16 protein-coding genes are annotated in these 24,811 nt (G+C 38.2%); 12 read left to right on the top strand and 4 right to left on the bottom strand.

Translation table 11 applies throughout. The annotated features are described in order from the left end of the window. Positions 1-4: 4 nt before the first annotated feature. Together hutI and ACQ2HF_RS15875 are read left to right on the top strand one after the other, a co-directional pair. Entirely contained in the window at positions 5-1,243 is a 1,239-nt protein-coding gene (hutI, locus tag ACQ2HF_RS15870) for an imidazolonepropionase (RefSeq protein WP_432411401.1), read from the top strand. Continuing rightward, positions 1,243-2,241 (top strand): formimidoylglutamase, encoded by a 999-nt coding sequence (locus ACQ2HF_RS15875; RefSeq protein ID WP_432411402.1) that lies wholly within the window; start codon positions 1,243-1,245, stop codon positions 2,239-2,241. Before hutI ends, ACQ2HF_RS15875 begins: the two co-directional genes overlap by 1 nt. A 323-nt stretch (positions 2,242-2,564) precedes the next feature. Here the strand turns inward: ACQ2HF_RS15875 and ACQ2HF_RS15880 are convergent, their stop codons facing one another. Then, entirely contained in the window at positions 2,565-2,852 is a 288-nt protein-coding gene (locus tag ACQ2HF_RS15880; RefSeq protein WP_432411403.1) for a type B 50S ribosomal protein L31, read from the bottom strand. Between the two features lie 187 nt (positions 2,853-3,039). Between ACQ2HF_RS15880 and ACQ2HF_RS15885 the strand changes: the two genes are divergently transcribed. The 7 genes from ACQ2HF_RS15885 to ACQ2HF_RS15915 all read left to right on the top strand — a co-directional run bounded on the left by ACQ2HF_RS15885 (position 3,040) and on the right by ACQ2HF_RS15915 (position 10,557). Next, positions 3,040-3,570, top strand: coding sequence for a DUF4199 domain-containing protein (locus tag ACQ2HF_RS15885; RefSeq protein ID WP_432411404.1), 531 nt, complete (start codon positions 3,040-3,042; stop codon positions 3,568-3,570). A 12-nt stretch (positions 3,571-3,582) separates the two neighbouring features. Next, on the top strand, positions 3,583-4,536 hold the full coding sequence (locus ACQ2HF_RS15890; protein ID WP_432411405.1) for a glycosyltransferase family 2 protein: 954 nt from the start codon (positions 3,583-3,585) through the stop codon (positions 4,534-4,536). A gap of 422 nt (positions 4,537-4,958) precedes the next feature. After that, the gene (locus ACQ2HF_RS15895; protein ID WP_432411406.1) at positions 4,959-6,677 is read left to right on the top strand and encodes a phospho-sugar mutase; all 1,719 of its coding nucleotides are present in this window, start codon (positions 4,959-4,961) and stop codon (positions 6,675-6,677) included. After that, positions 6,677-8,503 (top strand): ABC transporter ATP-binding protein, encoded by a 1,827-nt coding sequence (locus tag ACQ2HF_RS15900; RefSeq protein WP_432411407.1) that lies wholly within the window; start codon positions 6,677-6,679, stop codon positions 8,501-8,503. Before ACQ2HF_RS15895 ends, ACQ2HF_RS15900 begins: the two co-directional genes overlap by 1 nt. A gap of 517 nt (positions 8,504-9,020) precedes the next feature. Further along, entirely contained in the window at positions 9,021-9,575 is a 555-nt protein-coding gene (locus ACQ2HF_RS15905) for an RNA polymerase sigma factor (RefSeq protein WP_432411408.1), read from the top strand. Positions 9,576-9,596: 21 nt separating this feature from the next. Then, a complete protein-coding gene (locus ACQ2HF_RS15910) occupies positions 9,597-10,115 on the top strand; it encodes a hypothetical protein (protein WP_432411409.1) in 519 nt (172 codons plus the stop codon). Between the two features lie 7 nt (positions 10,116-10,122). Then, positions 10,123-10,557, top strand: coding sequence for a hypothetical protein (locus tag ACQ2HF_RS15915; protein ID WP_432411410.1), 435 nt, complete (start codon positions 10,123-10,125; stop codon positions 10,555-10,557). On the opposite strand, the gene ACQ2HF_RS15920 is transcribed toward ACQ2HF_RS15915, so the two are convergent. Then, positions 10,554-11,600: an oxidoreductase gene (locus ACQ2HF_RS15920; protein ID WP_432411411.1), complete on the bottom strand. Its 1,047-nt coding sequence runs from the start codon at positions 11,598-11,600 to the stop codon at positions 10,554-10,556. The genes ACQ2HF_RS15915 and ACQ2HF_RS15920 overlap by 4 nt on opposite strands. A 104-nt stretch (positions 11,601-11,704) precedes the next feature. Here ACQ2HF_RS15920 and ACQ2HF_RS15925 point away from each other — a divergent pair, with 104 nt between their 5' ends. After that, entirely contained in the window at positions 11,705-12,913 is a 1,209-nt protein-coding gene (locus ACQ2HF_RS15925) for an RsmB/NOP family class I SAM-dependent RNA methyltransferase (RefSeq protein WP_432411412.1), read from the top strand. Positions 12,914-12,989: 76 nt separating this feature from the next. Here ACQ2HF_RS15925 and ACQ2HF_RS15930 read toward each other — a convergent pair whose 3' ends face one another. Together ACQ2HF_RS15930 and ACQ2HF_RS15935 are read right to left on the bottom strand one after the other, a co-directional pair. Further along, positions 12,990-15,914, bottom strand: coding sequence for a GEVED domain-containing protein (locus tag ACQ2HF_RS15930; protein ID WP_432411413.1), 2,925 nt, complete (start codon positions 15,912-15,914; stop codon positions 12,990-12,992). A 258-nt stretch (positions 15,915-16,172) separates the two neighbouring features. Next, positions 16,173-18,332 (bottom strand): T9SS type A sorting domain-containing protein, encoded by a 2,160-nt coding sequence (locus ACQ2HF_RS15935; RefSeq protein ID WP_432411414.1) that lies wholly within the window; start codon positions 18,330-18,332, stop codon positions 16,173-16,175. 240 nt (positions 18,333-18,572) lie between these two features. Here ACQ2HF_RS15935 and purL point away from each other — a divergent pair, with 240 nt between their 5' ends. Together purL and ACQ2HF_RS15945 are read left to right on the top strand one after the other, a co-directional pair. Then, on the top strand, positions 18,573-22,250 hold the full coding sequence (purL, locus tag ACQ2HF_RS15940; protein ID WP_432411415.1) for a phosphoribosylformylglycinamidine synthase: 3,678 nt from the start codon (positions 18,573-18,575) through the stop codon (positions 22,248-22,250). Positions 22,251-22,372: 122 nt separating this feature from the next. Next, positions 22,373-24,763, top strand: a complete 2,391-nt coding sequence (locus ACQ2HF_RS15945; protein WP_432411416.1) for a M14 family zinc carboxypeptidase — start codon at positions 22,373-22,375, stop codon at positions 24,761-24,763. The last annotated feature ends 48 nt before the right edge of the window (positions 24,764-24,811 follow it).

Below are 24,811 nucleotides of genomic sequence, written 5' to 3' on the forward strand. Positions count from 1 at the left end.
GCGTATGAAAATATTGTTAAAGAACATAAAGGAACTTCTTCAAATACGGGAGTCCGGATTACAAAAAGTGGCTGGCGAAGCGATGAATGTGCTTCCCAGTTTTAAAAATGCCTGGTTGTTGCTGGAAGATGAAGTAATAAAAGACTTCGGAAGTATGAATACCTTAGCTGAAACTTCCGCAGACAAAATCATAGATTGCACAGGTAAAATGGTGCTTCCCACGTGGTGCGATAGCCATACACACATTGTATACGCCGGAAACCGAGAACAGGAATTTGTAGACCGAATTAAAGGACTCAGCTATCAGCAAATTGCCGAAAAAGGCGGTGGGATTCTAAACAGTGCCAAAAAACTACAAGCTACTTCCGAAGATGATTTATACGAACAATCGTCTAAACGTCTTGCGCAAGTAATGCGTTCTGGAACGGGTGCCATAGAAATTAAAAGCGGTTATGGTCTCACTACGGCAGCCGAATTAAAAATGCTCCGCGTAGCTAAAAAATTGGGACAAAACTATCCCGTTGCAGTAAAAACCACATTCTTAGGAGCACACGCCGTTCCTACTGAATTTAAAGGAAATAAAGACGGATATATGAACCTTCTCATTACCGAAATGCTCCCAAAAATAGCCCAAGAAAAACTAGCAGACTATGTAGATATTTTTTGCGAAGAAGGCTATTTTTCTGTAGAAGACACAAACAAATTATTAACGGCTGGTAATAGTTATGGTTTAGCCGCAAAAATTCACGTAAATCAGTTTAATGCTATTGGTGGTGTACAAGCTGGAGTTGTTCACGATGCATTGAGTGTAGATCACTTGGAAGTATTGACCGAAGAAGATATTTCAGTATTAAAAGGTAGCGATACGATGCCGGTAGCACTTCCCTCCTGCTCTTACTTTTTAAGCATCCCATATACCCCAGGAAGAAAATTGATTGATGCAGGATTACCATTGGCGCTTGCAACCGATTACAACCCGGGATCTACCCCAAGCGGAAATATGAATTTTGTAGTAGCCACCGCCTGTATTAAAATGAAACTTACCCCCGAAGAAGCCATAAACGCGGCAACTATTAATGGTGCGTATGCAATGGGACTGAGCGATACCCACGGTAGTATTACTAAGGGAAAAAGCGCCAGTGTGATGATTACGAGGGAAATTCCGAGTTACGGATTTTTACCCTACGACTTCGGAAATAATAATATTGAAACGGTGATCATTAGCGGAAAAATAATTCAATAATGTTGAAATTTTATTCCAAAAAAAAACTGTTAGCCCACACCAACCCTAGGAATGGTGAACTTAAATTTGGACAGGCCGCGATTACCGTCGGTTCCTTGAAGGAACTAAAAGATAAGCCACAGCAGTATGTGTTATTAGGCATTCCTGAAGATATTGGCGTGCGAGCGAATTCTGGCAAACCTGGCGCTTCAAAAGCCTGGGAGGCTACTTTGTCCTCGCTTTGTAATATTCAGCAGACGCAGTATTGCCAAGCACATAACGTAATCGTTTTGGGCGAACTGGATTGCTCACAGCAGATGCAACAAGCTGAAACACTAAAACCAAGTGACACGCACTATCTTGAAAAATTAGGGGAACTAGTCACCCAAATAGACCATATGGTAACGCAAGTAATTGAAAAAATAGTTGGTCAAGGAAAAATTCCCATTATCATTGGTGGCGGCCATAATAATAGTTTCGGAAATTTGAAAGGCGCTTCAAAAGCATTGGAAAAATCTATAAACTGTATCAATTTTGACGCCCATACCGACTTTCGAGCATTAGAACATCGCCACAGCGGTAATGGGTTTAGCTATGCTGCCGAAGAAGGATTTTTAAACAAGTATTTCATCTTCGGATTACATCGCAATTACACATCGCAAGCTGTGTTTGATAGTATGGCGGAAGTTTCGGATACCGTTCAATTTTCATTTTTTGAGGATATTTCAGTAAAAAACAAAAAGACCTTTACCGAAGCACTCCAGGAAGCTGAAGCATTTTGTACCCAACAACCGTTTGGGTTAGAGATAGATTTAGACGCCGTTGCCAATATGGGCAGTAGTGCGATGACGCCAAGTGGTTTTAGTTTGGAAGAATGTAGACGGTTTCTTCACTATTTTTCAGCAAAAAAGACCTGTACCTATATTCATATTTGTGAAGGCGCGCCTAACAGGGAATTATTCCCGGGACAAGTTGGAAAGGCGATTGCGTATTTGTTGAGTGATGTGATTTCGGAATAGAGAGGTGAGTGGTGAGATCGCTTCGCTGTGAGGTGTGAGGTGTGAGGTGTGAGGTGTGAGGTGTGAGGTGTGAGGTGTGAGGTGTGAGGTGTGAGGTGTGAGGTGTGAGGCTAAAAGTGTAAAAACTAACACTCGAAGGTTGCCAATCTTGTTTAACATTTCGCAAAGTGATTCTTAAAAACTTTTAAATCCACTAAAAATTTAGGGTTACTGAGTGATTCTTTGAAGCCAAAAGGCTTTAAAGAATAGTATCGAAGCACAAAAAAGCCTTCGATTTCTCGAAGGCTTTCTAATACTATATATAACTAAGAAAGTAAGTTGGCTTACTCGCTATCTTTAGCTTCTTCTTCCTGCTTAGCAGGTTTCTTGAATTTTGCGTACTTGTTTTTAAACTTGTCAATACGTCCTGCAGTATCAATAAGTTTAGACTTACCAGTATAGAACGGGTGAGATGTTCTTGAAATTTCCATTTTTACCAATGGGTACTCCACACCATCAACTTCTAATGTCTCTTTGGTATCTGCAGTAGATTTTGTTAAAAACACCTCTTCGTTAGACATGTCTTTGAATGCTACTACTCTATAATTTGCTGGATGTATATCTTTTTTCATCGTCTTGACTATTTTTCTCCGATTTTGAGTGTGCAAATGTAAGGAAATTTCCAAATGCAGCAATACAAAAAATAAAAATTTTGCAGAATATTAAATTACACGCGCAAAAATACACTTTTGTTGGTAGCGTGTAACATTTTAGTATTTTTGAATACTAACAGTAACAAACCAAAAAACTTCTTATCTCATGGAAACTCAAACAGCTTCAGTTAAAAAAATCGCATTGCCGTATGGTGCAGTCTTAGGACTTATTACTATACTACTTAGTGTTATTGTTTATGTTATGGACCTCACCTACGAACAACCCTGGTGGCAAGGTGCATTAGGCTTTGTAGCAATGATTGCTTGTATACTTTTAGGCATTAAGACCTTTAAAAAAGATAATTCAGGCTTTCTAAGCTTAGGAGAAGCCTTAAAGGTAGGCCTGGCAATTTCACTCATCGCCGCAATCTTAGGTGTTATTTTCAATTTAATCTTTATGACTGTCATTGAACCAGACTTTATTCCAAATATGCTCGCTGCTACCGAAGATAATATGCTTGAGAAAAACCCTAATATGACACAAGAACAAATTGATATGGGGATGAGTATTACCGAAACAATGATGAGCCCAGCAATTATATCTGCTATGGCTATTATAATGACGCTGTTTTTCGGCTTTATCATCTCGCTTATCACAGGTTTAGTCATGAAAGTAAATAGACCCGCACATATTTAGTATTTTTGCTGAATGAACCTATCTATTGTCATTCCCCTTCTTAACGAAGAAGAATCACTTACAGAATTATACCATTGGATTGCAAACACCATGCAGTCCAATGGTTTTTTGTATGAACTCATCTTTATAGACGACGGTAGCACCGATGGTTCCTGGGAGTTGATAGATACGCTTGCTTCACAGCATTCAGAAGTAAAGGCAATCCGTTTTTTGAAAAACTTCGGGAAATCACAAGCCTTGCACGCCGGTTTTGCTTTAGCCGAAGGTGACGTAGTCATCACTATGGATGCAGACCTCCAAGACAATCCAGAAGAAATCCCCGAACTCTACCAAATGATTACCCAAGGCGGCTACGATCTGGTTTCCGGCTGGAAAAAGAAGCGATACGATTCGGTTATGGCAAAAAATTTACCTTCTAAACTGTTCAATTTTGCGGCTCGAAAAACATCTGGTGTGCACTTAAACGACTTTAATTGTGGTCTAAAAGCCTACAAAAAAGAGGTGGTAAAAACCATTGAAGTAACAGGAGATATGCATCGCTATATCCCCGTATTGGCCAAAAATGCTGGTTTCAATAAGATTGGCGAAAAAATAGTACAACATCAGGCCCGTAAATACGGCACCACAAAATTTGGAGCCGAACGCTTTGTACGAGGTTTCTTAGATCTTATTACTATTTGGTTTTTGTCTCGATTCGGCAAACGTCCAATGCACTTATTTGGAGCCTGGGGAGCCATAATGCTATTTATTGGATTTTGTTTTGCGCTGTATTTAGGGATAGACAAACTCTTCATCAATACAAAAGGCAGACTCCTAACCGAACGCCCAGAATTCTTCATTTCCCTAACCGCTATGGTTTTAGGAAGCCAGCTGTTTTTGGCTGGTTTTATAGGCGAATTGATACTTCGGAATAAAAAAGACTCTCAAAATTACTTGATTAAGGAGTGGCGGAATGTGGCCATATAGGTCGTAGGTTTAAAAGATAAGAAAAGTCCCCCTTCCGAATTTCGGATTAAAAAGTCTGAATTTTCATTGTACACTTTACCCGAAATCCACCTTCCCCCGACACGCGGGAGCTTAATGGTGACTTCCATTAAAATTATTTAGCCGCTGGGGGAAGGAGCTTATTCGGCATGTGCAAGTTTTTTTGGTCTTAAAAATCAATTTCGCTCCTTCCCCTAGTATGTGGATTGTGGAGTATTCACTGCTTTTCAAAGCGTTAAGGGGAAGCTGGAATTTTGTCACTTTAGTTAAATCAGTCGCAAAGCATCGAAACACAAAATTTCGGAAGGGGTTAAATCTACTAAATTAAGTAATCCACCAACTCACCATTCAACAAATTTCATTTCCGTATTTTTGCACCGTTTTAAACAAACACGCACCAATTCATGATATACGTAGCTCCGGAAATTTTAGAACGCGTAAATGCGTGGCTTACCCCAACTTTTGACGCCACGACACAGCAGACTATTAAAGATATGATTGCTCACGACCCCGAAGGTCTGGAGGACAGTTTTTATAAAAGTTTGGAATTTGGAACAGGCGGCATGCGCGGCGTGATGGGTGTTGGTGACAACCGCATCAACAAATACACGCTTGGGAAAAACACCCAGGGAATTTCAAAGTATCTGCACCAACAATTCCCAAACAAACAATGCAAAGTAGCAATTGCCTACGATTGCCGTCATAATAGCAAAGAACTAGCGCAAGTTGTTGCACAGGTTTTTGCAGCAAACAATATTGAAGTTTTTCTTTTTTCTGAATTACGCCCCACACCAGAGCTATCCTTTGCAGTAAAGCATTTGGGTTGCCAGTGCGGAATTGTACTTACCGCAAGTCACAATCCGCCAGAATACAACGGTTACAAAGTGTACTGGGCAGACGGCGGGCAATTAGTACCGCCACAAGATGCTGAAATTATTGCTGAGATCAATTCGCTTGCCTACGATGCTATACAATTTGAAGGCAATGACGATTTAATAACACTCATAGATACCGAAGTAGACAACGCATTTGCTGACGCTTCTGTCAAGAACGGAAGTTTTACTACTTCAGCTGAAGCAAAAAAGAATTTAAAAATAGTTTTCACCTCCTTACACGGAACCTCCATCACAATGATTCCTAAAGTTTTGGAGCAGGCAGGCTACAAAAACGTATTGGTGGTTGAAGAGCAAGCAACACCAGACGGAGATTTTCCAACGGTAGTTTCTCCCAATCCTGAAGAACCCGAAGCATTAGCAATGGCCATTGAATTAGCTAACTCAACAGGAGCCGATATAGTTATAGGAACCGATCCAGATTGTGACCGCTTAGGCATTGCCGTACGAAACAACGAAGGCAGGATGACCATACTTAATGGAAACCAAGCCATGATATTAATGACCCATTTTTTACTTACCCAATGGAAAGAAGCAGATAAACTAGACGGAAACCAGTTTGTTGCCTCTACCATCGTTTCCACGCCAATGGTGAAAGCCATAGTAGAAGATTTTGGTGTACTATATAAAGAAGGGCTTACAGGCTTTAAGTGGATTGCCAAGATGGTAAAGGACTTCCCTGAGCTACAATTTATTGGTGGTGGCGAGGAGAGTTTCGGATTTATGGTGGGTGACTTTGTACGCGATAAGGACGCTGTGACCGCTACCCTACTCGCCTGCGAAATGGCCGCGCAACGAAAACAAAAAAACGGCACCTTATACACATATCTTTCAGAATTATTTGAACAGTACGGCGATTATAGCGAAGCACTTATTTCCATCGTAAAAAAAGGCAAAAAAGGAGCTGAAGAAATTAAAACCATGATGAAAAACTTACGGGAAACTCCTTTTACTGAAATTAATGGTAGCAAGGTGATTCTTATTGAGGATTACGCGTCAAGTGAAGCTAAAAACATGACGAACAATTCGGTTACAGCACTAACCATTCCGAAGTCTAATGTATTGATTTATTATACTGAAGACGGCAGTAAAATTGCAGCCAGACCCAGTGGAACAGAGCCTAAGATAAAGTTTTACATAAGCGTAAAAACGGCAGCTGGAACTGAAGATGGGCTACAGATTCTTCAGCAAAAAATAAACGCTATAACGACGCAATTAAACATGAGTTAATGAATTATTTCAAAAAAATATTACGCTACGCATATCCTTATAAAAAGTATGCTTTTCTCAACATTTTTTTTAATGTATTGTATGCGTTGTTCAGTACACTATCTTTTGTAGCACTCATTCCTGTTTTAGAAATTATCTTTAGCAAAGAACGCGCAGTGGGTCCAAAACCTGTATATGAAGGTTTCACTAGTATAAAAGATTATTCGCAGGAATACCTCAATTATTTTATAATTGACACTATTAATAAGTATGGCGAATTTAGAGTCCTTATGTATATGGTGGGTATTATCATTGCACTTTTTCTACTAAAGAATTTGAGTAATTATCTTGCTATGTTTTATTCTACTTTTATGAGGAATGGCGTTTTAAAAGATCTTAGGAACGATCTATACAGCAAAGTAATTCAGTTTCCTCTGGCCTTTTATTCAGAAAAAAGAAAGGGCGATACCATCTCCAGGCTAAGTGGAGATGTTGACGAAGTAAAAAACTCTGTGCTTTCTGTACTAGAAATGATAGTAAGGGAACCGTTAACCATATTGTTCTCCTTGATCACTATGCTTTTTATAAGCCCAAAACTTACGCTGTTTGTATTTATCTTTTTACCAATTTCTGGTTTTTTAATTTCTAAAGTTGGTAAATCACTGAAAAAAGGATCTTTAAAAGTACAGGAGGAACAAGGGGTTTTTCTTTCCATTTTAGAGGAAACTATGGGAGGCTTACGAATTATTAAAGCATTTCACGCCGAACAATTATTTCAGAAAAAATTTGAAGCCAGTAATGAACGATTTTACAAGCACTCTAATGCAGTATTGAACCGTCAAAATTTAGCTTCACCATTAAGTGAACTTTTGGGGATTATTACGATTGGAGTACTCTTAGTATATGGTGGATACCTGGTTTTTGTAGACGGAACCTTAGAAGCTAGTTTCTTTTTAGGGTATATTATGTTAGCCTACAATATTCTCACCCCTGCCAAAGCGATTGCCAAAGCTAGTTATGCAATTAAACGAGCTGATGGTTCTGCACTCCGTATCTTAGAATTATTAGAAGCAGAAAACACCATCACAGATATAGAAAATCCAGTTCAAAAAGAGGGATTCAACGCAACTATATCCATTAAAAATATTTCTTTTAAATATGATGACCACTACGTGCTTAAGAACTTTTCACTGGAAATACCAAAAGGTAAAACAGTGGCACTTGTGGGACAATCTGGTAGTGGTAAAAGTACCATTGCAAATTTATTGACACGCTTTTATGATGTGAATGAAGGTACTATTGAAATTGATGGCGTTAATATTAAAAATATATCAAAAGGATCGTTACGAGGGCTAATGGGTATAGTTTCTCAGGATTCTATTCTCTTTAATGATACGGTGACTAACAATTTGAAACTTGGAAAACCTACGGCATCTAAAGAAGACTTATTGGAAGCAGCTGAAATTAGCAATTCCTATGAATTCATAAAACAACTTCCTGAGGGATTTGATACGAACGTAGGTGACGGCGGAAACAAATTAAGTGGCGGACAAAAACAACGTCTTAGTATTGCAAGAGCGGTCCTTAAAAATCCTCCTATTATGATTTTAGACGAAGCTACCTCTTCTCTAGATACTGAAAGCGAGCGCCTGGTACAAGACGCTTTAGAAAAAATGATGCAACACCGCACTTCTGTAGTGATTGCACATAGATTATCTACTATACAGAATGCAGATACTATTGTGGTATTGAGCAAAGGGGAAATTGTGGAACAAGGAAGACACGAGGAATTACTTACTAAGAAAGGCGTTTATTACAGCTTGGTAGAGATGCAATCCTTTGCTTAAATCTATCTTTAAAATAATTTATTCAAACAAAACTTTATGGCATAAAAAAAGAGCGATTTGGGGCTTCGCTCTCTTTTATTTTTATAGTGCCACATTTGGGGCTCGCGACACTATGCTTACATAAGTAGTAATATTTTGTTTGGTAAATATAAATCAATTTTCGAATATTCCAAATAGAAAATGCATTTAATCGAATTTAATTTACACTTTATCGATTTTACTGTGGTTTTACAATTATAATTCCTACAAAAAAGCATGTTCAAAATTCACACATAAAAAAAACGGGCCAGCCCCCGCTAAGACCCGTCTTTAGTGTGTTCGCATTACGCTTGGGGCTAATAATGCAGAACAATACATAAGAAGTATGAGGTAAATGTAGTCCTTTTTTCCTACAAAACAAAAAAAATGTGTTTTTTATCGATATTATATGCTTTTTGTCGATTAAAAACAATTATTAGCTATACTACATGAAACCTTTTTTAATAAAAGAAGTCTTATATTTAAAGAAAACTACTTGGTGGTTCAGGAACAAGAGCTTGTTAATTTATTGAAAGAACCTTCCCAAAAAGAGGAGGCGTTCAGAATACTGGTATCCACCTATAAAGAAAGACTGTATTGGCATATACGAAATATGGTAAAATCACACGACGATACAGATGACGTCTTGCAAAACACCTTTATAAAAGTTTTCAGAAATATGGACAAGTTTAAAGGAGACAGTAAATTGTATACTTGGCTATATCGTATTGCAACAAATGAGGCAATTACCTTTATAAATAAGAGAGCGAAAAGACATCACATTACCAACGAGGAATTACAACAACAAACCTTAGAAAATTTACAAACCGATGTTTATTTTGAAGGCGATGCCATACAATTACAATTACAAAAAGCGATTGCTATCTTACCAGAAAAACAACAATTGGTATTTAATATGAAATATTTTGAGGATCATACCTACGAAGAACTCTCCGAAATTTTAGAAACATCGGTAGGAGGATTAAAGAGTACCTACCATATTGCAGTAAAGAAAATAACCGCATACTTTGAAGGTAATGAAACCATTTTATAAATTAAAAGTCCAACCTCTATAATGGAAAATAACAAATACACTACTGGCTTTAAAATTCCCGAAGGATACTTCGAAGAATTTGACGCACGTATGCTGGACAAACTAAAGGAGGAACAATTACCTAAGAATACTGGTTTTACCGTTCCTGAAGGTTATTTTGATACTGTAGAAGAAAAAATAGTACAAACCGAAACAACGTCGAACTGGAAAGTACTTCGTAATGAACAACCCATAAGAACAACCCAAAAAAGAAAAATAGTCTTATACGCAATAGCTGGAGTTGCAGCAGTAGTAACGCTTATTTTAACGGTGTACCCATTTGGTACTCATAACTCTTTTTCTTTTGATGATATTAACGCTACGGCGGTTTCAGCATACATCCAAGACGGTGAGCTGGATCTTTCTGCCGATGATCTTTCAATATACCTTCAAGATGAAGACTTTGAAACTTTAATGGGGTCTTCTGAAGAAATTTCAGTAGAAAACCTGAGCGATTACTTATTTAACAACCTAGACGACACTAGCTTATTATTAGAATAACATACCTATGAAAAAAGCACTCATCCTCCTCACCCTTTGTTTTACCACAACACTATTTGCCCAAGGGAAACACGAAAAAATAAAAGCCTTAAAAGTGGCGCATATTACCGAACAACTTAGCTTAACAGCTAAAGAAGCTGAAGGGTTTTGGCCTATTTACAATGCTACTGAAGACAAAATGCATACACTCCGTAAAACGGAATGGAAGGAGGTTATGAAAAAAATTGAAAACGATTTTGATATCCTTACAGATGCAGAAGCTACTGCTCTTATTGAAAAATCCTTAGATGTAAAAGAAAAGGAACTGCAAACTTATCGTGCGTTGGTTAAAGATTTAAAAGGCGTAATCCCTCCAAAGAAAATCATCCTTCTTCGTAAAGCCGAAGACGATTTTAAGCGAAAGCTTTTAGAACGTTACCGAAATAAAAAAGGACGTCCTTAATCGTTTTTAAAAATAAGCTTAGAAATCTTATTACGTCCGCTGGCAAAAGCTAAGGTATCGTTTACAAATTCAATAGCATAAAAACCTTCTGACGAAAGTGCTGACCAGGTTTCTCCTTGATCTGGGCTGTAAGAAATTCCGGGTGAGCCAACGGCCACAATACCCTTTCCATTACTACCAGGAACAAACCGTACCGAGGATCTGTATCCCGGACCTTTACCGTTGCTTATTAACTTCCATGTTTTTCCACCATCTTTGGTGATAGCTTTATTGCCTTCGTTAAATGCTTGATCTTCCCAATTACCTCCAAAAATAACACCCGTTGTCTCATCAAAGAAATCTACGCTATAAATACCTGTCATTGCTTTTCCCTGAATAATGGGAGTTTCAAAAACTTCCCAAGTAGCTCCTTTATCGCCAGAATGAAAAATACGAGCGCGCTTCCCGCCAGAAACAATCCAAGCGTGATTACCGTGCAAGGCAATATTGGAGTTACTTGCCGCGAAAGCTGCTTCGCCTTTTTCAGTTTTAGGTAATTTGTCACAAGGGATTTTCGTCCACGTATTTCCACCATTTCTGGTTATGATTATTGAAAGGCATCCATCTGTAGGATCCCCCATGGCAATTCCTTCTTTGTCGTCCCAAAATGCCATGGCATCGTAGAAAACAGTTGGGGACTCTTCTACATAAACCTCTTCAATATTTGTAGCTTCCCTGTTGTTTACACCTATTTTATAGAGTACCGCAGGATTTGAAATACTCAAAACAAATACAGCTTTATTGGTTTTGGCAATGGATCGAAATGCCAAAATAGAATCTTCATAATGAATTGTTGCCAATTTAGGTATGTTGTGATCAATGAGTCCTACCCTACCATTATTAGCAGCAAACCAAACTGCATTTTCGTCTAAAGGAGTGATGGCTCTTATACTCAAGCTATCTGTAAAAACAGGTTCAATTTGTACTGAAGTAAAGGTATTTTCAGATTCTGAAGAACAAGAGACTGTTAGGGCAACAGCTAACAGCAGGTATAAAATTCGCATACTAAAAAGGTTTTTTCAAAAGTAATTAAAACCAAGTGATTATAGTACCTTTGCACCTTCGTATTCCAAGGCATTTTGCTTTGGAATCATTCAATTTTTTAAAGATGAAATTACACAGAAACCTTGTATTCGCTACCATAGATTCGCTTGATTTAATTTTCAATGAAAACAAACAGGCAGACAAGGTATTACGCAATACATTAAAACGTGATAAACGTTGGGGCGCCCGCGATCGGGGTTTTATTGCTGAAACTACATACGACATTGTACGTTGGAAACGCCTTTATGCCGAAATCGCCGAAGTAAAAGCGCCGTATAGCCGCCCAAATCTTTTCAGACTATTTACAGTTTGGGCTACTCTTAACGGAATTAAAATTCCAGATTGGCCACAATTTGAAGATACCCCTACAAGACGTATTAAAGGTAGGTTTGATGAAGCTATTAAAACACGTGCCCTGCGTGAGTCTATTCCAGATTGGTTAGATGCGTTGGGTGAAAAAGAATTAGGGAAATTATGGGACAAAGAAATTGCCGCTCTTAATAACCAGGCAGCCGTTATTATTAGAACCAATGCATTAAAGACTACTGTAAAAGAGTTGCAAAATTCTCTATTTGATGTAGATGTTGAAACAGCTACAATTAAAGGATATCCTCATGCCTTACAATTAAAAGAACGTTCCAATATTTTTAGTACTGAACCTTTCAAGAACGGTTGGTTTGAAGTACAGGATGCGTCTTCTCAACGGGTGGCACAGATATTAAACCCGGAACCAGGAATGCGTATAATAGACGCTTGTGCGGGTGCGGGTGGAAAAAGCTTACACATTGCTTCGTTAATGGAAAACAAGGGACAGGTAGTCTCTATGGACATTTACCAAAGCAAGCTTACTGAATTAAAGCGTAGAGCCCGTAGAAATGGTATTCACAATATCGAAACCCGCTTGATAGATTCTTCCAAAGCGATTAAGAAATTAGTAGGTAAAGGTGACAAGGTTTTAATTGATGCTCCCTGTTCTGGTCTCGGTGTGTTGAAACGGAATCCAGATAGTAAATGGAAGTTAAATCCTGAAAGAATTCAGAATATCAAGGATACACAACGTGAGTTGTTGGATTCGTATTCTAGAATGGTGAAAGAGGGTGGACAGCTGGTATACGCTACCTGTTCCATATTACCTTCAGAAAATACCGATCAGGTAAAAGCGTTTCTAAAACGAGACGAAGGAAAAGACTTCACATTAGTTTTGGAGGAGAAGATTTATGCTCACAAAACCGGATTTGATGGTTTTTATATTGCACTGCTTCAGAAGAAGTAATTCTTTAAACGTATGAAATAAAAAAGAGCGGGCACTTGCCCGCTCTTTTTAGTATTAAAATATCTAATCTCAATAATTATTTTACTATAATTCTAGCTGTTTTAGAGGTGGTGGTCGATTGTCCACCAATTTTAATAAGATAAACTCCGCTAGACATATTGCCCATATCTAAAGATGCTTTGTAAGAGTTTCCTACCTTAGGAAGTGATTTCTCAAAACCAACATCTTGACCCAGCATATTGTATACAGCCATAAACACTCCTTCTTCAAATGTTGTGTTTAAGGTAATATCAAATTTATTTTCACCTAAAGAAACAACTACTAAATCAGAATTTGAAATAGCAAAATCATTTACTCCAAGTACACCAATATTAACTTTATAGTCCTCGGTTTCTCCAAATTGAGTAGACGTACAAGCATTTACTGGTACCGGACCGTCATAGTTACTCTTCAAACGCATAAGGTGCTCTCCACTTTGAGCGCCACTAGGAATTACTAAATCTATAGTTTCTGTAAAAGTTCCAGCTCCTTGCCCTGGAGCAATAACTACATTTCCAGCTACTAATTCGCCTGAAGAAAAATTGAAATCGTCATTGAAATCGATCCAAACTCTTACATTTTGATCACCTCTTTCTGTGGTAATCGTAAGACTATTTGTAGTGCCACTTCCTAAATTAGCAATTTGATCGATAAAATTACCGTATCCTTCACATCCAGAAGTATTGTTTATTTCAGCAATAGAAACTAGTCTGAAGCCATCACCATTACTACAGTCTATTGATGGCACGCATAAAATGTTTTCTACTACGACGCTAGCAACATTATTTGATGGTTGTTGATCACCTCCCAGTAGGGTAGTTACTTCAATCGTATACGATCCTGGATTTGTTAAGTCTGCATCTGCGTCAAAGCTAAAGCTAACCGACTCTTCAGAACCAATACTTGCTGCAAACGTTTCTATAACAGGTGTGCCGCCATTAATAGTATACTGTAAATCAAAACCTGACTGTGGATTTACCCCAAAGTTTTTAAGATCTACAGTTACGGTTTGCATTCCAATACCTGAACCACTCATAGGAGAGGTAATTGCCTCAACTCCTACATCAGTTGCGAATAGATTAGTTACTACTTTAGTGACACTATTATTATTACTAAATTGATCACCAGCTAAATTTGTTGAAACTTCAATAGAATAACTATCTCCAACTGTAGAAAGATCTAACATTTGTCCAAATGTGAATGTTTCTGATGAATTAGCTGCAATAGTACCTGTGAAGGTTTCAGTAGCCTCTAAGCTTCCATCTAATCTTAACTCAACAGGAAATCCTGTTTGTGGTGTAGTTCCGAAGTTTCGTAACGTAACCTCAACAGTTTCGCTATTTGTCAATGCACCGTTAGAAGGTTGTTCGATTGACACAGCTCCTAAATCTAAGGCAAAACCATTACTTATTTTGAAAGAAGCAATTCGGGTTGCCCAAAAATTATTAGACGAAAAGTAATCACTGGTATACCAGAACGTAAAGTTATCAGGATCCATCGTCATATGAGAATAATCCCCATATCTATGAAAGTTGCTCCGAACTCCCGGCCCGTTAATAATAACTGTTTCTGCTACCGTCATTTGACCTAGAGGATCGCCATTAAATCGTCCTGTATACCGTAAAGAAGGAGCCAATGTAGTACTTCCTGTTGTATAGGCTAAACCTATATTTCCATTAATATCCATAGCACTACTACTCATAACACGACTATGTCCATCGGCAATTGAGAATGTACCTTCTTGAAAAATACTCCAATCGTTTACTGCATCGTTACGAAGTTCAATCCAACGAATTCCTCCTGTTTCATTATTATCTATAAAAGTATTAAAGGTAATTAACCAAGAATTATGCCCTGCGAAAGGTCTATAGTTTGCTGAATATGAGATAATACCTCCGTGGGCTGCTAATCGTTGATTAGTTCCTGGCTGTCTTAATGCACCATTACCATTACCAAATAACTCACCAGCATCGAAAGGGTCAGTTGCAATTTCAAGTGGGTTTGAAATGGTTGAATTGTTAACATTATTCCAATCCATAACAATTTCCCAAACTTTTAAATGGTCAAAAGCAACGCCATTCCAAGCATCATCCTGTAAGTAAGTGATATATCCAGGCTCTGAAGTATCGATAGTATTTCCTAATAAATTAGCAGCAACAGGACTTTTTACTTGGTTAGGATTTACAACTACTTGTGGAAGTGTAAAAATAAGTATTTGTGGATTTGGCCCACCAGCAAGCATTACATCACGTTCCATGGCAAAACCTCTTGTAGTAAAACCACCAAGGTTCACAGTTCCATAGTATGCATCATGCCATACGGAATATTTTGGGTAATCTGGCAAACTAGAAAATGCGTATTGATAAACATTGTAAGCTCCACCTGGATCATTCGTTTCTGAAACACCAATAGCCAATGAGTTACCTCCACCAACGCTACCAAATTCACTTACAACCCATCTATCGGCAAGTTGATCATACAGTACAATTGGATCTCCATTATTAGAAGGTATTCCCAAAAAGTTGGCAAGACTTACAGGGCCTACTTCTACGTTACCTAGCTTATCAAATATTTTTACCAAAGAGTTAACCGAATGCACGTAGTGATTAGGACCTACTGCTCCTGTTGGATCTGGTGGTGCAAATCCAGATTCAGAATTCGAAGATCCAAGAAAATTTTGTTCAAGTGGCATTACGTTAATACTCCCGTTTTCAGTTTGTAAGTTAGAAATTACAGTAGTCGTATTGTTTAATTGAATAGGAGTTATAGACTCATTAGGAACAATCGTAATTGGGGTACTTGGATTAGGATTGTAAGGGTTTAAGACGGCATAGTCCCTTAGAGGGATTGTTTTACCGATAAAGGTTCCAACAATGATTTCATCTGGCGGAAATGTTTCCTGTGCAAATAACATTGTGGTTGCAATAAGGCCTAAGGCCAATACATAGAATTTTTTCTTCATTTTTAATTTTTTTTTTAGAATGGTCAATATAGTGAATTTTCAGATAACATAGTCTAGTAAGACACTAGAAGTTAGCCCACTGTAAGCATACCCTTTTTCAGGTTTGCGTTTAAAAATAGTTTAATTTGTAACCCCAAAATAAACAAAAGAAAGCGTAGACATAATTCTGGCTTATCATTTTTTTATCTCTTAAATAGAACAAAAAAAAAAGGACATTCATAGGTATGAATGTCCTTTTCGTAAAATTATTTTATTACTTTATTTTACCAAAATCTTCTTACTCATAGTAGTAGATCCATTTTGGATTTGAACGATATAAACTCCTGCGGCTTTCGTGTTCATATTCACTAGCGCTTTATATCCACTGCTATCCTTATTTAAAGAACCGTTGAAAATCTGCTTCCCAGTGTAATCATATAAAATATAATCTACATCACCATAGTCTGCAGTAGTTGAAAGAAAAATTTCATAGGTTCTATCTGTAGTTGGATAGATTAACAAATTTCTATTCACAAACGATGGATCGTTAGTTCCTAAAATCGTTTCTTCTTGAACGTATTTAAAAACAAATTCATTGTTCTCGTCATACGTATCTCCTGCTAAAACAGCTGTTCCAGACACTAAATAATCTCCTGCAGCAGAAAGGTCTACCGTTTCACTAAAAACGTGAATCGCTCTTTCTCCGGGAGCCAAGGTTCCTGTATATGTATCTGTGGTAATTAAAGTACCATTTACTCTTAATTCTATATCAAAACCCGTTTGACTGTTGGTACCAAAGTTAGAAACTTGTGCCTGAATGGTTTCAGCATTTGTGAAAGGCCCTTCATACAATGGGCTTGCAAACGCATAAACACCTACATCGTTTGCTTCTGCAGTTCCTAGGGTAAATGAAGCTACTCTTGTTTTCCAAAAATTATTTGTAGGTCCTATATACTCACCAGTATACCAATATGTAAGGTTATCTATATCCATAGTCATTTGAGCATAATCCCCAAATCTATTAAATGTATTTACCCCCCCTTCTCCATCAACAATAGTGGTTTCTGGAAAAGTCATGGTTCCTAATGGATCTGTTGCCATTCTACCCGTGTAACGTATTCCTGGAAATGTACTCGTACCAGAGACATTGTATGCCAAGGCAATATTACCGTCTTTATCTATACCCATACTTCCCATAAAACGGTTCGCATTATCTGCTATAGAATAAGTTCCTTCTTGGAATACTACAAATGGTCCGTTTCCAATATTTCTAAGTTCTATCCATCTAATAGCTCCTTTTTGAGAACCTACATCGGAGTTAAAATTTACCAACAATGAGTTATGTGTATCAAAGCTTCTGTAATTCGCCATATAAGAGATTACACCAGAGATACCATCAATTCTTTGTCCAGTTCCTGGTTGATTAAAATCTCCAACACCAAAACCATTAAAGAAACTATCAAAAGGCTGTACTGGAATTTCAGCTGGAGCAGAAATAGTACTACTTCCATCAAAATCTAAGTCTATTGTCCATATTTTCAAGTGGTCTACAGTCACTCCACTCCAGGCATCATCCTGAAGATAAACGATATATCCCGGCGCATCTGCTGGTGCTACTCTACCTAATAAATTTGCTGGTTCTGGACTAAATACTGTCGCAGGGTTTCTCACAACTCCTGGAAGGGTAAATCCAACTAAAGCAGGATCTTCACCACCTCTAAGCATAACCTCTCTATCAAATGCATACGTAGTTTGACCACCCTTATTCGCAGTTAAAAAATAGGCGTTAGGCCACACACTGTAATGTGGGTAATCTGGAAATGAAGATAAAGGATACTGGTATACATAATATGTACCCGTTGGATCTGGTGTTGTAGAAACTGCAATCAATAAGGCATTATTAGAAACACGAAATTGACTCACAAAAAAACGATCTGCTAATTGATCATACATTATAATAGGATCGCCATTCCCTGAAGTTCCAAAAAAAGTATTTAAGCTAACTGGACCTACTAAGGTATTACCTTGCTTATCAAATATTTTTACACTTAAATTTACTGCAGTTACATAATGGTCTGGGCCTACTGCTCCAGAAGGATCTGGCGGAGCCGCTCCTCCAGCCTCAGCTACAGTAATCCCGTCAAAATTTAAATCTAAATTTTTTTGTCCATAAAGTGGTGGCTCCGTTTGCACTAAGGGATCAAACCCATCTGGCGAACCATCGTCGGTAAGTCCACCTGTGTAGGTGAATCTTTGGTCTATTCTAAATTGATCGGTTATTTCTTCTGTAAATAAAGGAGCGGTGGGCGCATCTCTCAATGGCTGGGACTCACCTAGATATGTTCCTTGGGTAACAATCACAGGAGGAAAATTTTCTTGCGCAAAAGCTAGTGTACCAAAACACGCAACAACAAGAATGAGTAGAAATTTCTTTTTCATAATTTATTTTAAATTGATTAACATTTAAAGTATGTCGTTGTAATAGCAAGAACTTACGACAAAATAATGTGGGCGCAATTTACGATAAAATAGACTAATTAAAAAAATGACCTTTATAGGTGTGGTATGTTCTTTTTAGTTTTAAAATCAAATACAATAAAATAATTTGAAATTTAGTATCTTTGCATCTTCAAAAACTCGCCTTAGTACATCAAACTTTGGCCTTTAAATTCTAAGCGAATGATCCACTTCTTCGGAAATGCAAAAAACAACATTTTTGCTGTACAAACCCAAGGGGAAATTACTTCAGAAAATAATCAAAAATTGGTGTGGCTCTTCGGAAACCAACCTAAAGTAGAACAGTCCGCAATTGCGGATTTTTTTATTGGTCCCCGCGCTGCTATGATAACTCCCTGGAGCACGAATGCCGTTGAAATCACCCAGAACATGGGCATTGAAGGAATTATAAGGATTGAAGAGTTCATACATGCAACCGAAGATTTCTCAGACTATGACCCCATGCTATTACAGAAATATCCTGCATTAGATCAGGATATTTTTACTATTAATATGATGCCTGAAGGTATTCTAGAAATTAGTGATATTGGAGCCTATAATAAAGTCGAAGGATTAGCACTTAACGATGAAGAGGTAATTTACCTTGAAAATCTTGCTACCCGCTTAGGCAGAAAGTTGACCGATAGTGAAGTGTTTGGTTTTAGCCAGGCGAATAGTGAACATTGCCGTCATAAAATCTTTAACGGTACTTTTATTATAGATGGTGAAGAAATGCCTTCTTCACTATTTAAAATGATTAAAAAAACATCCGAAGCACACCCAAATGGTATTGTTTCGGCTTATAAAGACAACGTAGCTTTTGTAAAAGGACCTCAAGCAACTCAATTTGCTCCCAAAGCTCCAGACGTTCCGGAATATTACGAGACCAAAGAGTTTGATAGTGTTATTTCCATAAAAGCCGAAACACACAATTTCCCAACCACCGTAGAACCTTTTAATGGCGCAGCCACAGGAAGTGGTGGAGAAATTAGAGACCGCCTTGCTGGTGGAAAAGGCTCTCTTCCTCTGGCAGGAACCGCTGTATATATGACATCGTATTCCAGATTAGAAGAAAACCGTCCTTGGGAAAAAGCAATGGAGGAGCGTGATTGGCTATATCAAACTCCCTTAGATATTTTAATAAAAGCCAGCAATGGTGCTTCAGATTTTGGAAACAAGTTTGGACAGCCATTAATTGCAGGTTCTGTGTTAACTTTTGAGCACCAAGAAGAGACGCGTAAATTAGGGTTTGATAAAGTAATCATGCTCGCTGGTGGTATTGGCTACGGAAAAGCAGACCAAGCCATCAAAGACGTTCCAAAAAAAGGGGATAAAGTAGTTATCCTTGGAGGTGAAAACTACCGAATCGGGATGGGAGGCGCTGCCGTCTCTAGTGCAGATACAGGCGAATTCTCTAGCGGAATTGAACTAAACGCCATACAGCGTTCCAATCCAGAAATGCAAAAACGCGCTGCCAATGCCGTACGCGGGATGGTAGAAAGTGATCATAACAGCATCGTTTCCATACACGATCACGGGGCAGGTGGACACCTCAACTGTTTGAGCGAACTGGTAGAAGAAACGGGTGGAAAAATAGATCTTGACAAACTACCTGTGGGAGATCCAACCCTTTCAGCCAAAGAAATTATAGGCAACGAATCCCAGGAACGTATGGGATTAGTGATTGCCGAAAAAGATATAGACAAACTGCAACGCATCGCAGATCGTGAACGCTCGCCTATGTATGAAGTAGGTGAGGTAACAGGCGACTATAAATTTGTTTTTGAGAGCAAAACCACAGGTGCAAAACCCATGGATTTTGAACTGGCCGATATGTTTGGCAGCTCCCCAAAAACTATTATGAATGATGTTTCAGTAAAAAGAAACTATCCAAACCCAACCTACGAAGCTTCAAAATTAAAAGAATATGTAACTCACGTATTGCAATTAGAAGCCGTGGCCTGTAAAGACTGGCTTACTAACAAGGTAGACCGCTGTGTAACAGGACGCGTTGCAAAACAACAATGCGCTGGACCTTTGCAATTGCCACTTAATAATTGCGGTGTCATGGCATTGGATTATAATGGCACAAATGGAGTAGCCACCAGTATTGGGCACTCCCCTATTTCGGGATTGATAGATCCAGTTGCGGGTGCCAGAAATTCTATTACTGAAGCCTTAACCAATATAGTTTGGGCTCCGTTAGAAGAACAATTAAAAAGTATTTCTCTTTCTGCCAACTGGATGTGGCCTTGTAATAACCCTGGCGAAGATGCGCGTTTGTACAAAGCCGTAGAAGCCGTTAGTGAATTTTCTATCGATCTGGGTATTAATGTGCCTACTGGAAAGGATTCACTCTCCATGAAGCAGAAATATAAGAACGAAGAAGTAATTTCCCCGGGAACGGTGATTATTTCGGCAGCCGGGCATTGTAATGCTATTTCGAAGGTGGTAGAACCTGTACTTCAAAAAGAAAAAGGAAGTCTGTACTATATTTCATTTTCGCAGGATACTTTCAAATTAGGTGGTTCGTCATTTGCACAAACTCTTAATGTAATTGGCAACGAAGCGCCTACGGTAAAAAGCGCTGCCTATGTAAAAACGGTTTTCAACACCCTACAAACATTAATTACTGAAGGAAGCATAGCCGCGGGACACGATGTAGCATCGGGCGGATTGATCACTACTTTGTTAGAAATGTGCTTTGCAGATTTGAATCTGGGTGCTGAATTGGATCTTTCAGGATTACATGAAAAAGATACTATAAAAGTATTATTTGCTGAAAACTGTGCCGTCGTAATTCAGGCAGAAAAAGATAGTTCAGTAGAAAAAATGCTTGCTGAAAACCAAATAGATTTTGTAAAGATTGGTTCTGTAACCGAAACTGAAACGCTGGAAATTACTAATCATTCAGAAAAAGAATCCTTTTCAATTCCTGAAATGCGTGATATGTGGTACAAGACTTCGTATTTACTAGACAAAAAACAAAGCGGTGTTACCAAGGCAAAGGAACGTTTTAATAATTATAAAGAACAACCCCTTCAGTATACATTTCCGAAGCACTTTACAGGAAAAAACCCACGTCACCCTGAACCAGGTAATGGTAGCCCAAGAATTAAAGCAGCTATTATTAGAGAAAAAGGAAGTAATAGCGAGCGTGAAATGGCAAACGCTATGTACCTCGCTGGCTTTGATGTAAAAGACGTCCATATGACCGATTTGATAACAGGTCGTGAAACCTTGGAAGACATTCAGTTTATTGCTGCCGTGGGCGGGTTCTCAAATAGTGATGTATTGGGAAGCGCCAAAGGTTGGGCAGGCGCCTTTTTATATAACGAAAAGGCGAATAAAGCGCTTAAAGATTTCTTTAATAGAGAAAACACACTGTCATTGGGTGTTTGCAACGGTTGTCAATTGTTTATCGAGTTAGGACTCATGACACCTGAAGATGATGAAAAACCGAAAATGCTCCACAATGAAACGGGTAAGTTTGAATGTAATTTCACTTCGGTTACCATCCAAGAAAACAACTCGGTGATGCTTTCAAGTTTAGCGGGAAGTACGCTAGGAATTTGGGCGGCACACGGAGAAGGGAAGTTTAGTTTTCCGAAGAAAGAAAGCCATTACAACATTGTTGGCAAATATGGCTACGACGCTTTCCCAAGCAATCCGAACGGCAGCGATTATAACGCAGCTATGATGACCGATGCTACTGGAAGACATTTGGTAATGATGCCACACCTGGAGCGCTCTACTTTCCCTTGGAATTGGGCAAACTACCCAACAGATCATAGTGACGAAGTGTCTCCTTGGCTGGAAGGTTTTGTGAATGCTAGGAAATGGTTAGAAACGGTAGCATAAATAAATAATTTATTTTTTGACGCGTTCCTTTACTCCTACTAATGAATTAAAGCCTACGCATACGTAAGGTTCCTGCTTGTTCGCAGACCAACCAAATTAAATAATACCCATAATACCCAACTATGAAATACACACTACTTATATGCAGTTTTTTTCTTTTCACTATAGCAGGTGCTCAAGAACTTCAAGAAAAATACCAAAAAGCCAAAATTTCCTACACGGCTTCTAACAGTTTAGAAACTTTAGAATCTTTAGGGCTGGCTGTAGATCATGGGATTCATAAAAATGGACATTTTGTAATTTCAGATTTTTCTATTTCAGAATTACAGAAAGTACGAGCTGCAGGGTTTCAGGTTGAAATTTTAGTAGAAGATTCGAAAGAATTTTTCCTTCAGCAAAATCGCAATCCCGCTCCAGTAAGAAATTCAAGCTGTGCAGAAAATTCTGATGATTATGAAACCCCAGCAAATTTTAATCTTGGAAGTATGGGTGGCTTTTTAACCTATCAGGAAATGCTGGATGAGTTGGACCAGATGAAAGCCTTATATCCAAACCTTATTACTGCTAAAGAAAACATTAGTAATTTTTTAACCGAAGGCCAACCAGACAACTCTGTAACGCCCTCTATTGGAGGAAACGGGATTAAATGGGTGAAAATTAGCGATAACCCAACTACGAACGAAGGCGAACCACAAATTTTATATTCGGCTATACATCATGCCCGTGAGCCTCAATCGCTCTCACAACTAATTTTTTACATGTGGTATTTGTTAGAAAATTATGATACAGATCCTGAAATAAAGAGCATTGTGGACAATACAGAACTTTATTTTGTACCCGTAGTAAACCCAGACGGATATTTATACAATGAAAAAACCGATCCTAATGGAGGCGGTTTTTGGAGAAAAAACAGAAAAAATGGTTACGGAGTAGACAACAACCGAAATTACGATTACTATATAAATGGTAACTCAGCTAATGGCGTGTGGGGTGGTGAAGGAACTTCTGGAAACACAGGGAGTGAAGTTTACAGAGGTACCGGTCCTTTTTCTGAAGTTGAAAATCAGGCAATGAAATGGTTTGTAGAAAATCATGATTTCGTCATGGCTTTTAATAATCATTCATTCGGAAATCTCTTACTATATCCTTATGGTTATGAGGAAAATGTAATGACACCAGAAGATGAATTATTTAATGCTGTTGGTGATGAGTTAGTATCAAGAAATGGTTTTGCCAATCAACTTTCATCAGAGTTGTATGCGGCTGCCGGAGATAGTGATGATTTTATGTACGGTACTGTTGGTACCCACGATAAAATATATGCGTACACTCCAGAGATTGGCCCAGCCTTTTGGCCAAGTTCTAATCAAATTATTCCTATCTCCAAGGGAATGATGTACCTAAACCTAACCTCTTCGAAAATGGTGAATAACTATGCTTCAGTTAGTTCTACGGGTTCTCAGTTTGTAGGTTCAGAATCAAATATTGTGGCTACCTATGATATTAAGAGATTGGGCATCGCAGGTACTGGCTCGTTTACTGTACATATAAACCCTATTTCAAATAATATTACGTTTGTTGGAGGAGGCACTACCTTCTCGGGAATGGATTTATTAGAAACGCAATCTGGAAGTATTAATATTTCTTTGGGAGGCGGCACAGCTTCTGGTGATGCTATTGTATATGAATTGGTCGTTTACAATGGTAGTTATGAAACAAAAACACTGGTGACCAAAAAATTTGGAAACCTCATTCCTGTCTTTGAAGACGAGGGTGATAGTACAGTGGACAATTTTACCAACAATGGTTGGGGTACAACGGGAATCACTTTTGTATCTCCATCAAGCTCGATTACAGACTCTCCAAATGGAAATTATCAAAATGATGATGACAAGACCATTGCACTCTCTGAAGAAATAGATCTAACTACTGCAAAAGGGGCGAGTCTTTCATTTTATGCAAAATGGAATATAGAAGATAACTGGGACTACACACAAGTTGAAGTAAGCACCAATAATGGAAGTTCCTGGATACCGCAGTGCGGTACGTATACGAATGCTGGTAGTGACAATGGGTTTCAGCCAGAAGGACAACCGCTATACGATGGTGTACAAAACGATTGGATTTTGGAAGAAATAGATTTAAGTGATTATCTGGGTGAAACAATTTTGGTTCGTTTTCACTTTGCTTCGGACAATGCAGAGCGAAGAGATGGCTTCTATTTTGACGATCTTACTATAAGTATTGTGGATGATACTGTGCTAAATGTTGAAGATTCGTTTCAAAATGCATTCACACTATTCCCTAATCCGGTACAGGACATTCTTACCATTAAGACAAGTATCAATAAATATGCTGTCGAGATATTTACTATCCAAGGACAAAAAGTATTTGAAAATAAAGACAATTCAAATACTACCACAGTAAACTACAGCAATTTTGCAAACGGTATTTACTTAATGAGATTAACCTCTCAGGAAGCCTCACAAACTGTTAAGATTGTAAAGCAATAGCTTACGTAATATAAATTCTAAAAGGAGCTCAATTCAGAGCTCCTTTTT

The organism is Rasiella sp. SM2506 (assembly GCF_050859505.1).
Lineage (GTDB): Bacteria > Bacteroidota > Bacteroidia > Flavobacteriales > Flavobacteriaceae > Marinirhabdus.

Coding starts and splice junctions, on each gene's coding strand:
- ACQ2HF_RS15945 (WP_432411416.1), top strand. CDS start 22,373: ATGAAATACACACTACTTATATGCAGTTTTTTTCTTTTCACTATAGCA.
- ACQ2HF_RS15875 (WP_432411402.1), top strand. CDS start 1,243: ATGTTGAAATTTTATTCCAAAAAAAAACTGTTAGCCCACACCAACCCT.
- ACQ2HF_RS15915 (WP_432411410.1), top strand. CDS start 10,123: ATGAAAAAAGCACTCATCCTCCTCACCCTTTGTTTTACCACAACACTA.
- ACQ2HF_RS15925 (WP_432411412.1), top strand. CDS start 11,705: ATGAAATTACACAGAAACCTTGTATTCGCTACCATAGATTCGCTTGAT.
- ACQ2HF_RS15890 (WP_432411405.1), top strand. CDS start 3,583: ATGAACCTATCTATTGTCATTCCCCTTCTTAACGAAGAAGAATCACTT.
- ACQ2HF_RS15910 (WP_432411409.1), top strand. CDS start 9,597: ATGGAAAATAACAAATACACTACTGGCTTTAAAATTCCCGAAGGATAC.
- ACQ2HF_RS15900 (WP_432411407.1), top strand. CDS start 6,677: ATGAATTATTTCAAAAAAATATTACGCTACGCATATCCTTATAAAAAG.
- purL (WP_432411415.1), top strand. CDS start 18,573: ATGATCCACTTCTTCGGAAATGCAAAAAACAACATTTTTGCTGTACAA.
- ACQ2HF_RS15920 (WP_432411411.1), bottom strand. CDS start 11,600: ATGCGAATTTTATACCTGCTGTTAGCTGTTGCCCTAACAGTCTCTTGT.
- ACQ2HF_RS15880 (WP_432411403.1), bottom strand. CDS start 2,852: ATGAAAAAAGATATACATCCAGCAAATTATAGAGTAGTAGCATTCAAA.
- ACQ2HF_RS15930 (WP_432411413.1), bottom strand. CDS start 15,914: ATGAAGAAAAAATTCTATGTATTGGCCTTAGGCCTTATTGCAACCACA.
- ACQ2HF_RS15895 (WP_432411406.1), top strand. CDS start 4,959: ATGATATACGTAGCTCCGGAAATTTTAGAACGCGTAAATGCGTGGCTT.
- ACQ2HF_RS15935 (WP_432411414.1), bottom strand. CDS start 18,332: ATGAAAAAGAAATTTCTACTCATTCTTGTTGTTGCGTGTTTTGGTACA.
- ACQ2HF_RS15885 (WP_432411404.1), top strand. CDS start 3,040: ATGGAAACTCAAACAGCTTCAGTTAAAAAAATCGCATTGCCGTATGGT.
- hutI (WP_432411401.1), top strand. CDS start 5: ATGAAAATATTGTTAAAGAACATAAAGGAACTTCTTCAAATACGGGAG.